This is a genomic window from Dialister succinatiphilus YIT 11850 (assembly GCF_000242435.1).
Taxonomy (GTDB): Bacteria; Bacillota; Negativicutes; order Veillonellales; family Dialisteraceae; genus Dialister; species Dialister succinatiphilus.
On record NZ_JH591187.1, the window covers coordinates 1109615 to 1123045 of the forward strand.

Consider the following 13431-nt stretch of genomic DNA (forward strand, 5'->3'; position numbering starts at 1 on the left):
TCAAGCCCGTCAGGGCTTGTCCATAAGGCGTGTCAACCTTCGGGAATACAGCTTCCCTGCGAATTGACGAAGGCGATATCAGGGGCAAATGATTCTCCCCTTTATTTCACAAATTTCCTTCCTTCTTTCCAGGCTTTTCCCACGGTTTTCCCTGTTTCCAGATAGGTGCCGTTCACTCCGTCGAAAATGAGGGGATGGAATTTAGCGGGATCCGGTCTGCCTCCGGTCAGGATGGATTCGTCTGCCAGGATGTGAACGATATCGCCCACCACGTGGAAGTCTTCGCCTTCGGGAATGAGTTTTTCCACTTTGCATTCAAAGGTGAGGGGATATTCTTCAATCACCGGCGCATTGACGTATTCGCTCTTTACGGTGTGGAAGCCGGCTTTTCCGATTTTGTCTTCCACGCGGGCTCCGGAGACGGTACCGAAGTAGTCGGACTGTGCCATGGTTTCCACGGTGGACATGCTGACGGTGAAGGCGCCGGTTTCTTTGATGTTTTCCATGGTTTTGTGGCGATGGTCCAGCATAATGCCGATTTTGTCGGTATCATAAATACCGGCCCAGGCTGCGGTCATGGCGTCGGCGTGTCCTTCTTTATCCCAGGTGGCAATCACAATGGCAGGCTGGGGATATATCCAGGATGCCGGTTTGAATCCTTTTTTCATAGGAATTCTCCTTTCTTATATAGAAATAAAATATGAAATCTCTTATCTTTATTGTATCATTTTCGTCTATGAAAGGAGGAACATGTAGAGAGGAATGAAGAAGATACCGAGGAGGAGGGACAGGCAGTTGATGGTGGTGGCGTAGCGGACATCGGCGCCTACCGAGGCGGCGAGGATGGTCATGTTTGTCATGGCCGGCATACCGGCCTGCAGAAGAAATACCCGACCCGACATGGGACTGACGGGGATGAAGGAAAGGAGCAGGAAAAGGCAGAGCGGTGAAAGGATGAACCGCCCGGCCATGGCGCCTGCCAGGTCCCGGTCCCAGTGGATGGAGGAGAAGGGTATCTGGCTCATCTGGATGCCTACCACCATGAGGGCCATGGGGGTAGCCATATTTCCCACATACCTGCAGGCCGTCAGCACAGATGCAGGCAGCGGAATGTCCAGCAGCACCAGCACCACGCCGGCCAGGAACCCCATAAGAGGCGGCGTGCGGAGTTTCTTCGCCATTTCCGCAATGGTGAATTTCCTGCCGCTTCCTGCATCTTTCACAATCAGGTAGGCTCCCAGTCCCCAGAACATGGCGGTATTGGCTATGTAGTAGAGCATGGCGGAGGGCACGCTCTTTTCGCCGAAGAGGGCCACGTTCACAGGAAGACCGATGAAAATGGCGTTGGCTATGCAGCAGGTGCAGGTGAAGATACCCCGGTGCTCGAAAGACACATGGAGGATGGCTGCCCACAGGCGGCCGGCTATATAGGCCACGAAGATGGAGGCAAAGGGAAGGAGCAGATCCGGCGCCGTTTCTATCAGCCCCTGCCGGGTGAAATTGGATTTCAGGGAATAAATCATGAATGGCGGCAGAGCCACGGTCATGGTGAGGCGGGTGAGATCCTTCCCCGCCGTCTCCCACAACCAGCCTGTACGGGACAGAAAAAATCCAAGCCCTGCAATGAGGACCACTTCAAATATACCTGATAATCCTTGCAGCACAGCGTCCATAGAAATTCCTTTCAGCAAAAGGGGTGTAAGTTTCCAGTTTCCAGTTTCCCGCTGGCTCCATGAGCCCATGCGAACCAGAAACCAGATCCCCCGTTTTCATTCCTTTACAGTATATCCCTTCCTATCCTATAATAATAATATAGTTTTATAATGAAACTTATTTAATTATTTTATAAATCCTATTCGTTCCTGATATAAGGTGATGGTCCATGAATACTGAATTTTATAGAAATTTCATTGCCATGGTGGAAGCCGGCGGTATGAACAGGGCCGCCCGGGAAATCCATGTGGCCCAGCCGGCCCTGACCCGGCAGCTCCAGGTGCTGGAGAAGGAATATGGCGCTGTGCTGGTGAAACCCCGGAAAGGACGCCACACCCTGGAACTCACGGAGGCAGGCTGGATTCTGTACCGCCAGGCCCGGCAGATATGCGAAGCAGACCGCACAGCCCATGCGGAAATCTCTGCCCTGGAAAAGGGGCTGACCGGCACCCTCCGTCTGTCCCTGACCCCTTCCCTCATGCCCATGGTCATTGAAAAGGGCATCCTCCCTTTTCATAAAAAGTACAGGGATGTAACTTTCCGTTTTCGGGAATCCTACCAGGTGCCGCTGGCGGAAGAAGTGCGCCGGGGCATTTCCGAAGCAGGCATTACCAATGCGCCCCTGCCGGACCCCTTCCTTTTCCAGGTGCTCCACGAAGAAACATCATCCCTAGCGGCAGCCGCTTTAAAGGACTCCCCCTTCTTCCCCCAAAAGGAAACCCTGTCGGCCCGGGACCTCTCCTCGGTACCACTGGCCGTGAGCCGGAGTACCGAGGATCAGGTGAGCCAGTTCTTCCGGAATGAAGGCCTCCGGCCTTCCATCCTCTTTTCCATAGACGCCCGCGCCTCGGCCCTCCACCTGGCAGAAGAAGGCCTGGCCGCCGCCATCGTCATGTGGGCTCCCTGGGATACGCTGCCGGATACCATGACCCTCCGACCCCTGGCCGGCCCGGCCTATAAACAGACCATCACCTTCTTCTGCCTGAAGGGCCACCGCCTGTCCCGGGGCATGGAACGGTTTCTGGACTGTCTGGAAAAGGAACTGAGGTGACACGCCCGTAAGGGCGTGAGGGTTAACGGGGCTTTGGCCCGAGGGTTCTTAAGGTTCTTAAGTTTGACGGCCTTTCAGGCCGAGGGTTGTGGTGGCGGCTTCGCCGCAAGTTTTATAAAAAAGGGGCGCGGCTGACGCCGCAGGTTGTGCAGAAGGGTTGTGAAGAGAAAGGTTGACGGCCCTCCGGGCCGAAGGTTGTGGCCGCCTGTCGGCGGCGAGTTATGTTCGCTTCGCTCAGGGGGCAGGGAGAAAGGTTCTTAGGATTGACCGGCCTGATGGCCGGAGGGGGCTTAAGTTTGACGGGGCCTTTGGCCCCGAGGGTTGCGGATTGCCCTGCGGGCAATGCTTATAAAGTCAGCGTTACGGGATTGGCTTTCTATGTCATATGGCATGAAAAGCATTCTGCGGATTGGCTCGCTACGCTCGCCACCCCCTTTCCGGCTGCGCCCGGACTTCCCCCTATTCAGGGGGCAGAATAGGTTTCTATGCTTTCCTGCAGAGACATGGCCACATGGCTAAGCATCCATAGTCCCACCACGAAGTGGGGGGAAGGTGGTGGCGCCAGCCACCAAAGGGGGAATGCATTTCCTCGAGCGAAGCGAGGTTGGCCTGTTTTCCCACGGGCGAAAGCCCGGTTGTAAAGGTTTTATTATAAGAGGGCGCCTTCTATAAATTTAGAGGCGCCACCACAACCCTCGCGCCGGAGGCGCGTCAAACCTAAGAACCCTCGGGGCGATAGCCCCGTCAAACTTTAGAACCCTCAAGCCCCATAGGGGCTTGTCCATAAGGCGTGTCAACTTTCAGGAATACAGTCCACCATCCATCGAGCCGCGGAGAGGCGCCATATACTTCTATCCCCATCGTGATACAATAGGAACCAGAGAGCAGGTATGAATTTCCAGCAAAGGAGTATGGATATGCGCATTATTGTGATTGGCGCCGGCCATTTGGGTTATATCATTGCAGAGCTTCTGTCCAATGAAGGCTACGACGTGGTGGTGGTGGATTCGGACGGCGATAAGCTGGAGGCCGTGCGGAATGATCTGGATGTACTCACCGTCCTGGCTGACGGCACCAGCCCTTCTTTTATGCGGAGCCAGGCACGGGGCAGCGATCTGCTGGTAGCAGTCACCGCCATAGATGAAGTGAATATCATTGCCTGCATTCTGGCGAAGAAGAACGGCATCCCCCATACCATTGCCCGCATCCGGGATCCCAAGTTCCTGGCAGAGCCGGTGGACTATATCAAGGAAAATTTCGACATTGACCTCGTATTAAGTCCCGAGCTCATTACGGCCCGTGAAATCAGCCGACTTGTCATGACGCCTTCCGCCATCAATGTGGAGGATTTTGCCGGCGGCCGGGTGCGGCTTCTGGAGTCGAAAATCAGTCCCCGGTCTCCCTATGCCCACCGGGAGCTGAAGGATATCAAACTGCCGCCTTCGGTGCTCATTGCCCTTATTCTCCGGGATCATCATATGATTATCCCCCACGGCAATGACCGTCTGCTGCCTTTGGACAACGTGTATTTCCTGGGAAATCCGGAATCTCTGGAGAAGTTATCTCTCCACAGCAGCGCCAAGTACCAGCGCCGGACGAAGAAGGCCTTAATCATTGGCGCCGGCCGCACAGGGCAGGCTCTGGCTCCCATGCTGGAGCGGCAGGGCATTTCCGTGAAGGTCATCGATAATGATGAAGACCACTGCCAGCAGATGGCGAGTAAGCTGAAAAAAGGCATGGTCCTCTGCGGCGACGGTACGGACATGGACCTTCTTACCCATGAAGGGGTGTCGGAGGCGGACACGGTAATCTGCACCACCAAGGATGAAAGGCTGAATCTGATGATGGCTCTGCTGGCCAAACATCTGGGCGCCGGGCAGACCATGGTGCGGGTGACCCGCACAGAATATATTTCCCTCATGCAGCAGGTAGGCATCGATATCGTCCTGTCCACCCGCCTTCTGGCCGCCGGTGAAGTGCTGGGCTTTGTGAGAAGCGGCAGTGTGGTTTCCGTATCCCTTCTGGAAGGAGCCCGGGTACAGGCCATAGAAATCGTTCTCACCGAAGGTTCCAAGGCAGTGGGCCTGCCTCTGATGAAGGCCGATATCCCTCGGTCCTGTCTGGTGGGCGCTTATGTGCGGAATGGCCATGTGTATATTCCTGATGGCCATTCCGTCCTTTCCGCCGGTGACAGCGTCATCCTTATCGTGGAAGCGGACCATGCCCAGAGCGTGATTTCCTATTTCAAAGGCAGGGATTAGTATGAACAGGCAAATCATCCAATCCATGCTGAGCCGCATCATTCTGGGCTCCGGTGCCGTGCTTCTTCTGCCCCTGCTGCTGTCCCTCTACTACGGCGGCCCGGTGCTGTCCTTCCTCATTCCCGCCCTGCTGGCCCTTGTGCTGTCCCTGATGCTGAGGAAGAAGAACATTTCCCCCAATGTGAGCCTCACGCCCCGGGAAGGCACGGCCATTACGGCCCTTTCCTGGCTGTCCGTCTCTCTGCTCTACGCCATTCCCTACATCCTTTCCGGCACCCTGCCCCTCCTTGACGGACTGGTGGAAAGCGTGTCCGGTCTCACCGGCACGGGAGCCACGGTGATTACTGATCTTTCGCCCCTGCCGCCGTCCATTCTGTTCTTCCGGGCCATGACCCACTGGCTGGGCGGACTGGGCATCATGGTCATCTTTGTGGCTCTCTTCCCCCAGGCCGGACGGGGCAGTGCCAAAATGGTGGATGCGGAAAGCACGGGCCCCACCTCCTCCAAAGCGCTCCCCCGCATCAAGGAAACGGCGCTGGCTCTCTTCTGCGTGTACTTCTGCTTCACCGCCGCCGCCACTGCCGCCTACATGCTCTGGGGCATGGGTTTTCTGGAGGCCCTGGACAACGCCTTTTCCACCATTGCCACCGGCGGTTTTTCCACCCGCAATGAAAGCGTGGCCTACTACGGGAGCCCTTCTCTGGAAATGATCATGGTGTTCTTCATGGTGATTTCCAGTGCCAACTTCGGCATCTATGTGAGCGCCTGGAAACGGGGCTTCCGCGTGATTTACGAGGATACGGAATTTCGGGTATACCTTTTCATCGTGGCTCTGGCCACTCTTCTGATGACTGCCTCCCTGGTGCTGCAGCAGTCCATGTCTTTCCCCGAGTCTCTGCGGGAAGCCCTGTTCCAGACTGCCTCCCTGTCCTCCACCACCGGTTTCGTGTCGGCGGACTTTGACCAGTGGCCTTCCTTTGCCAAATTCATCATTCTGCTGCTTATCATCGTAGGCGGCTGCGGCGGTTCCACTGCCGGCGGGCTGAAGGTAATCCGCCTCATTCTTCTCTTCAAATGCTTCTCCGGCATTCTGAAACTTCATATGCACCCCCGGGCCATTTTCCATATGACCGTAGGAAAGGAGCAGTTCTCCCGGAATACGGTGCTCCAGGTACTGGCGTTCTTCTTCATTTACATGTCCCTCTCCGCCCTCTGGGCCGGAGCCATGATGTTTGACGGCCTGGATTTCATGGATGCCCTTGGCGTTGCCTTCTCCACCATGAGCAACGCCGGTCCTGCCTTCGGAGAGTTCGGCGCCACCTGCACCTACGCAGCCCTTCCGGACTTTTCCAAAGTCATCGTGTGCCTGTCCATGCTCTTCGGCCGGCTGGAGTCCGTCACCCTTCTGGCCATCTTCATTCCCTCCTTCTGGAAACGGAGCGGATGGTAAAAAAAAGGAGCTGTGAAAAATGATTTACATTTTTCACAGCTCCTTTTGTATGTTCCTATTTCCTGTCGCCGAAAAGACGGAGGAGGTAAATGAAGATATTAATGAAATCCAGGTACAGGGTGAGGGCGCCCATGATGGCCACCTTCTGTCCCTCATCGGTGGCCCGGGAATGATAGGTCAGGGCCAGCCTCTTGATGGACTGGGTGTCGTAAATGGTGAGGCCTGTGAAAATCAGGATGCCTGCATAGGAAATCAGCATCTGCAGCAGGGTGCTGTCGAAGAAGAAACCCAGCACCGTGGCCAGGATGATGCCGAAAAGGCCCATAAGGCACATATTTCCCATTTTGGACAAATCCGCTTTGGTCACATAGCCGTACACCGACATAATGCCAAAAGTGCCGGCGGTCATGAAGAATACGCCGCCAATGGAGGACAGGGTGTAGGTGAGGAACACCGCCGACAGGGTAATGCCGTTCAGCACCGAATACACCAGGAACATGGCTGCCGCCGTTTTCAGGGACATTTTCCCCATGGCCGAGGACAGACGCCATACCAGGGCAAAGGTGGCCACAATCAGCACCAGGGTGCCTGTGCGGCTTCCCATAAAGAGCCCCCGGAGCAGGGCGTTATCTGCCACAAACCAGGCGCTGAATCCTGTCACCACCAGGGCGATGGCCATCCAGGCATATACATCCTTCATGAGACCGGTCATATTGATGGAAATACTTTTCTCCCGTTCTGCTGTTAATTCATCATACATGGAAAGACTCCCTTCTGAAAGAAATGATCTATCTGCTTAAGGAAGCGCTGATTAAATCATTGTTTGCTTTTATTCTTGAATTTTTATGCAATGCGAGGAATGGGCTGACGCGAATAGCGAGCTATTTAAGGAAGCCCATGACGAAACAGTGCATAAAAATTCTTATAAAAGAAAACTCTATGAAATTAATCGGTGCTTCCTTAAAGAAGCGGCTTTTTACAAAAATGCCGCCTCCCGGAAGAGCTGACTCTATGAACGAATCAGCATGTATCTGATCATATTGTAGCACAATCCGTACAGTATCACATCATCTGTAAATCCTTATAGGCAGGAGGTCTTACCCACTGCCCCTCTCTATCCATAAGCCCCCAGCGTCCCCGATGCTTCACCGGTGCCAGGCCGTGCCGGAAAGGACGCACCGTCTCTCCTTCCTGCAGGGTGAAAAGGGTCTGCCCCTTAAGGTCCACCGCCTGGATATCCTTTCCCTTTTCCAGCCAGGCCATACCCTCTTCCGAATAGGGCAGCATGACAGCACCGGAGGGAATTTCCCTCACAACTGTACCATCTGCCGCAGCCAGCACCGTTTTCCCCGCCTTTTCGTAAATCATGCGGTTTTCTCCAAGAAATGCGATCCGGTCATAGAGGAAATCCATGATCTGCCGGCCGTCTTCCAGACGAAAGGCACCCATCTTTCCACTCGCCCTGTCCTTCAGTGTCACAAGGCCTTCCTTCTCATAGAGCATGCCGCCGGACAGATCATAGCGCCCCGGCGGGATGATGTACTCGCCCTTCTGGTTCACAAAACCCAGAAGCCCCTTATTTTTTACGAAGGTCCCCCAGTCCGTCATGGGATACACCTCATCCGCCCGGCTGTCCACAATGATACGGCCACGGCTGTCCATGTATCCCCGTTTCACGCCGTCGTAGGAAAGGGGCAGCATGTCATCACTGCCGCCGCTGCCGCCAAGGCCCCCCAGCACGGCACCGGCCACTACGCCCCAGTTGAAACGGTTCACCTTCCGCCGGTATTCCGCAAGCCCCTTCCTATAGGGACCGGCGCTGTCAAAATCAGCAGTGAAGAGAACCTTCCCCGTCTCATCAATGCCGCCTTTCTGTCCATTGGAAAACTCCACCAGTGCTATGCCCTCGCTGAAAGGAGCCAGCACCTGCCGGTACAGGGGCGCAGTCACCCTTTTCCCGGCCCTGTCCGAAATGCCGTATTTCCCCTTTTCTCTATAAAAAGAAGGCCCCTCCTCTATGGGCGGCGGCGCCGGTTTGCCGTCAGCTGTGATATAGGAAAAGCCCTTCTTTCCCTTCACCAGGAAAAGGCCCTCTCCCTCATAGCGGATGGAACTGTACACCGGAGGCACCAGTTCCTCCCCCTGTCTGCCCAGGAGGCCCCAGCCCTTCTCTCCCTTGAAGGCTGCCGATACGCCGTAGTCCCAGGCATCACCGCCCTCCCTCTGGACAAAAGCCCCGGGGAGCTTATTCTTTGCCAGATAGGGATACACCATGCCGCCTGCCGACGGCGCAGAAGGCAGGTTCACTGACACCTCGGAATGGGTAGTGGTTTTGGAAGAAGTCTTTTCCTCCACCCGGCTTTCCTCCCTGGTCACCGATGACCCTTCCCGATGAATATGGGTATACAAAAAAGCCGGTTCCTCTCCCCATGCAGGGGACCACGCAGCCGGCAAAAGCAGGAGGGATGTGATAAGCAGAATCTTTCCGGTTCTGTAGTTCATAGAGCGTCCTTTCATTTAAACGAATAAATTCGATATTGTGATTTCATTATACTAAAATTCCCTTTTCCTGTAAATACCGACATCCTCTTCCTGTGATACAATAAAGAAAAAGAAACCATTTTCCAAAGGAGGCCGCCATGGACATTACAGAAGAAATAACCAAAATGAACCTGTACAAAACCTTTGAGCCCTACATTGACCCTTCCGTCTCCATGAAAGACAGAATGGCCGGCAATATCCGCCTTGCCGAAAAGGCTCCGGAAGACGCACGCCAGGCCCTTGCCAAATGGAAGGCCATGAAATTGAAACAGCGCCTTTTCTGACAGGAATCCCCTGCCTTTATAAAGGAGGAAACTATGGACGCCACCTTAGACAGCGAAGATATTGCCCTGCTGAACCAGCTCTCAGACAAGCAGAAAGACTATGCCCTCACCCTCTACACCGCCCGGGAAAAGAAAAAATCCACCGCCTACATTCTGTGGATCCTTTTCGGCGTGTACTACTTCTATCTGGGCCACCCCTTCAAAAACATCCTTCTCTGGCTCCTCTGCTTCTGTTTCATCGGAGAAATCTGGTGGATCGTGGACCTCTTCCGCATGTCCGGCATGGTGAAGCGGAAAAATAAGGAAATCTTGCTGGAGTGCATCAAAGAAGCGGTGCAGCTCTACCCGGCCCCACCTTCCCCCTCTGCCTATTAAATAAAAACCAATTAAATAAAAACCACGAAAAAAGCCGCCCGGAAAATGCTGACAAGCACTTCCCGGCGGCTTTTTCCGGTCAATCACGATGTCTATGGGTATTATAACATATGTAAGTGATCTAGTGAGCTAGGGATCTGGTGAGCTAGGGAGTGGGAAAAGGTAAAGCGCGTAACATCTTTGCCCCTTGAGGGGCCATAGGGTGTACGAGGCTTCAAGATGGAATGATACTCTACGCTGAACTGACTGCCAAACGGCAGCCTCCCCGCCGATTGGGATTTAACGACAAATGTCCCATATGCGCCGCATACCGAGATTCTTCGCTTCGCTCAGAATGACCATGCCGGTGGGAAGGAAACAGCGCCCAGCGCCCGACAGACAGCGGACAAGTGAACCGCCGTCAGCCGCCAGCCTACTAATCCACTAGCCCACTAGCTCACTAGTCCACTAGTCCACTAGCCTCACTCATCATTGGACATATGGGTCTTATCAAAAATCAAAAAGCAGATGGAAATTATCATAGCTACCACCGTAGCCAGACCCATGCCCTTCAGCTGTACCGGGCCCACCACGATGGTGGCGCCGGAGAGGCCGGAAATCATGGTCACTGCTGTTAAAATCAGATTTCTGGATTTCGTGTAATCCACTTTCTTTTCAATGAGCATGCGGATACCGGAAGCAGCAATGAAGCCGAAGAGAAGAATGCACACGCCCCCCATGACAGGAGTGGGGATGGCATGGATCAGAGCCGCAATCTTTCCGATAAAGGAGAAAATAATGGCAAACACCGCAGCCCCTGCAATGACCCAGGTGCTGTACACGCCGGTCATGGCCATGACGCCCATGTTTTCACCGTAAGTGGTATTCGGCGTAGAACCGACGAAGCCGGAAATAATATTGGACAGGCCGTCGGCAAAGAGAGACCGGTGAAGGCCGGGATCCTTGATCAGATTTCTTCCCACAATATCACTGGTCACAAAGAGATGGCCCAGATGCTCTGCGAAAACCACGAATACCGCCGGCAGAATCATCATAATGGCGGACAGATTGAAATGGGGAGCATAGAAAGTGGGGAATGCCACCCAGGGCATCTCCTCCACATGGTGGAAATCCACCACCCCCAGAATCACGGAGAGAATGTAACCGGCAATGACGCCTACCAGGATAGGGATAATGGAAATGAACCCCCGTCCCAGCACCGTAGCCAGAATGGTAACCACCAGAGTAAACATGGAAATCGTAATGGCCGTGGCAGAAGACATACCCTGAGGCTCACCGATAAAGCCGGACATGGTCATAGCCAGCGGCGCCAGCTCCAGCCCGATAATGGCCACAATGGCACCCATGGCCGCCGGCGGGAAGAGCACATCAATCCAGTGCACCCCCGCCTTCTTCACCAGGAACGAGAGGAAAATAAAGCAGAGACCGAAGGCAATGAACCCACCCTGGGCATCGGCATAAGACATGCCTGCCGTAGACGTCACCGCCAGCACCGGCGAAATAAAGGCAAACGAAGACCCCAGATACGCCGGAAGTTTCCATTTGCAGATCGCCAGGTACAAAAGAGTGCCTATGCCGTTCATAAAAAGGCAGGTGGCAGGATCCACATTCAGCAGAAAAGGCACCAGCACCGTAGAGCCAAACATGGCAAACAAATGCTGCAGGCTCAGGGGAATGGTGGGCAGAATCGGAAGCCGTTCCTCCACCTCAATAATGCGTTTACTCATGTTTACATTCCTCCCGGGAAAAAAGACTCAGAAAAAAGGAAGGCTTCCGAAACTTCCGAAGACCCTCCTTCCTGAATCACTGTAAAATTTTCATCCTTACCATTTTATTCTTTTTGAAATGGAAATGCAAGGGGCTATGGGGCCGCTTTGCGGGCCTTGGACACACCTTCGGTGTGAGGGTTGACGGGCCTTTGGCCCGAGGGTTCTTAAGGTTCTTAAGTTTGACGGCCTTTCAGGCCGAGGGTTGCGGATTGCCGCTCTGCGGCAATGCTTATAAAGTCAGCGTTATGAGGGAGGGTTCTTAAGATGGACCGGCCCTATGGGCCGGAGGGTTCGTAAGTTTGACGGCCCTTCGGGCCGAGGGTTGTGGTATCGCCCTTACGGGCGATAAGTATAAAGTCAGCGTTACGGGATTTACTTTCACTTGATTGGCATCCTGCGGCTCGCTGCGCTCGCCTCCCCCTATCCGGCTCCGCCGGACTTCTCCACGGGAAAGCGTGTCACACGATTCTCAGGTCGCTTCGCTTCCTTACGAATCGTGTTCCCTTGCCACCCCTATTCAGGGGGCAGAATAAAACACCTCGAGGCCTCCCTTCATAAGCAGCTCTGCACTTGTCAACAAAAATTGGACACGAAACTAAAAAAATTAGGCATAAAAATTGAATACTTGTACAAGGCGCAGTGAATCTTCCAACATTGCCTCGGGGACCGACAGACACTTCATGCCAACTATAACTTGAATAAGTTCAGCAGTTAGAAATATGGCGTTCTCGGTACTGCTTCGGTGTCAGGTAGCCCAATGTATAGGCCGGCCTATATTCGTTAAAGAAATGGATGTAATTATCCACCTCTTCCGCGACGGACTTCTCCCCGGTCACGTGTAAGTCCATGAACATCTCGGCCTTAATCCATCCATTGACAGATTCCATTGCAGCGTTATCTGTCGGCGTTCCGGCACGTGACATCGACCGGGTAATGCCGTACATGGGCAACAGGTCGTTGTAGGCCTTAGATGCGTAGACAGATCCCTGGTCCGTGTGCAGAATCATTTGGTGCTCCGGATGTTGCTCCTTCCATGCAATCAGATCTTTCAGCCCACTGATATAGGTCATGCGGTCGCCACGCTTTGCCGAAAGGGAATGGCTGACAATCTCATCGTTCCAGAGATCCATGTAAAGAGTCAGTTCGTAGTAGGTGCCCTTCACATAAAACGCTGTCATATCGCTCACGATGCACTGCATTGGCCCGTCAATCTGCATTTCTGACAGGAGCAGATTGGGGAATATTCGCGCCGGATCTCCAGCCTTCTTGTAGCGGTAATGCTTAGACTTGCTCTTGATTCCCGCAATCTTGCAACACTTATGAGCATAGGGGTCAGACAGGACAATATTTTTGTCCAGGCGTATCTTGGCATTCAGCCAGCGGTAACCATGCGATGGATACTTCAAGTGGTATTCTTGAAACAGCCTGACATTGCTTGCAAGGTTCTTCTCTCTTTCCGAAGGATGAGAAAGATGCTTCTTCCATGCGTAGAAACTGCTCCGCTGGATGCCCATTGCTTTACATAGAATCTTCACTGGGATTTCTCCTGACAGTTCCATAATCACTTGGTAGTCTTGCTGGCGTATAGAATGACCGTACCATCTCCCTTCACCTCGTATCCTTTTTTTAGCCTTGCTTCTGTGATCCTGGCTTTAATCAGCTCCTGGATCAATTCCTCCTTTGTCATAGATTTCAGTTCATCCAGCTCTGCCGGCTCTTTCTTGAAAGAAAGTGCGCTGATGGATCTCTGTCCGCGTTTGGGCGGCAGCCGATTGGCATCCCGATACATTCTCATGTAATTCCGTGAGGTCTGCTCACTGATGCCATATTCTTCTGCGGCTTCATACCGGCTTATTTCGCTGTAGTAAATTCGTCGACCGATGTCCAATCTTTGTTCTTTCGTGTACTTCATGGCAAACCTCCTGTCCAGTAAAGGGGATACTCTGTCCAGTGCTTATTTTGCACTGCCTATGCAGTGTACACTTGT

The 13431-nt window shown here is 53.6% G+C and carries 12 protein-coding genes; 5 read left to right on the forward strand and 7 right to left on the reverse strand.

The window, feature by feature from the left end; genetic code table 11:
• Positions 1–101 precede the first annotated feature (101 nt).
• Entirely contained in the window at positions 102–668 is a 567-nt protein-coding gene (locus HMPREF9453_RS04820) for a flavin reductase family protein (protein ID WP_008859437.1), read from the reverse strand.
• Positions 669–734: 66 nt separating this feature from the next.
• Positions 735–1691: an AEC family transporter gene (locus tag HMPREF9453_RS04825; RefSeq protein WP_232217318.1), complete on the reverse strand. Its 957-nt coding sequence runs from the start codon at positions 1689–1691 to the stop codon at positions 735–737.
• Between the two features lie 191 nt (positions 1692–1882).
• Here HMPREF9453_RS04825 and HMPREF9453_RS04830 point away from each other — a divergent pair, with 191 nt between their 5' ends.
• The 3 genes from HMPREF9453_RS04830 to HMPREF9453_RS04845 all read left to right on the forward strand — a co-directional run bounded on the left by HMPREF9453_RS04830 (position 1883) and on the right by HMPREF9453_RS04845 (position 6475).
• Complete coding sequence (locus tag HMPREF9453_RS04830) at positions 1883–2764, forward strand: LysR family transcriptional regulator (protein ID WP_008859439.1); 882 nt, start codon at positions 1883–1885, stop codon at positions 2762–2764.
• Between the two features lie 917 nt (positions 2765–3681).
• Positions 3682–5025, forward strand: a complete 1344-nt coding sequence (trkA, locus tag HMPREF9453_RS04840; RefSeq protein WP_008859440.1) for a Trk system potassium transporter TrkA — start codon at positions 3682–3684, stop codon at positions 5023–5025.
• 1 nt (position 5026) lies between these two features.
• A complete protein-coding gene (locus HMPREF9453_RS04845; protein ID WP_008859441.1) occupies positions 5027–6475 on the forward strand; it encodes a TrkH family potassium uptake protein in 1449 nt (482 codons plus the stop codon).
• A gap of 55 nt (positions 6476–6530) precedes the next feature.
• Here the strand turns inward: HMPREF9453_RS04845 and HMPREF9453_RS04850 are convergent, their stop codons facing one another.
• Positions 6531–7235: a Bax inhibitor-1/YccA family protein gene (locus tag HMPREF9453_RS04850; RefSeq protein WP_008859442.1), complete on the reverse strand. Its 705-nt coding sequence runs from the start codon at positions 7233–7235 to the stop codon at positions 6531–6533.
• Between the two features lie 302 nt (positions 7236–7537).
• Positions 7538–8884, reverse strand: a complete 1347-nt coding sequence (locus HMPREF9453_RS04855; protein WP_187368042.1) for a WG repeat-containing protein — start codon at positions 8882–8884, stop codon at positions 7538–7540.
• Between the two features lie 230 nt (positions 8885–9114).
• Between HMPREF9453_RS04855 and HMPREF9453_RS04860 the strand changes: the two genes are divergently transcribed.
• Entirely contained in the window at positions 9115–9300 is a 186-nt protein-coding gene (locus HMPREF9453_RS04860; protein ID WP_008859444.1) for a hypothetical protein, read from the forward strand.
• Positions 9301–9333: 33 nt separating this feature from the next.
• On the forward strand, positions 9334–9675 hold the full coding sequence (locus tag HMPREF9453_RS04865) for a TM2 domain-containing protein (RefSeq protein ID WP_008859445.1): 342 nt from the start codon (positions 9334–9336) through the stop codon (positions 9673–9675).
• A 461-nt stretch (positions 9676–10136) separates the two neighbouring features.
• Here the strand turns inward: HMPREF9453_RS04865 and uraA are convergent, their stop codons facing one another.
• From uraA to HMPREF9453_RS04880, 3 genes are all read right to left on the reverse strand, one after another.
• Positions 10137–11402 (reverse strand): uracil permease, encoded by a 1266-nt coding sequence (gene uraA, locus HMPREF9453_RS04870; protein WP_008859446.1) that lies wholly within the window; start codon positions 11400–11402, stop codon positions 10137–10139.
• A gap of 746 nt (positions 11403–12148) precedes the next feature.
• Positions 12149–13009, reverse strand: a complete 861-nt coding sequence (locus HMPREF9453_RS04875) for an IS3 family transposase (RefSeq protein WP_232217319.1) — start codon at positions 13007–13009, stop codon at positions 12149–12151.
• Positions 13006–13356: a hypothetical protein gene (locus tag HMPREF9453_RS04880; RefSeq protein WP_008859448.1), complete on the reverse strand. Its 351-nt coding sequence runs from the start codon at positions 13354–13356 to the stop codon at positions 13006–13008. Before HMPREF9453_RS04880 ends, HMPREF9453_RS04875 begins: the two co-directional genes overlap by 4 nt.
• Between the last annotated feature and the right edge of the window lie 75 nt (positions 13357–13431).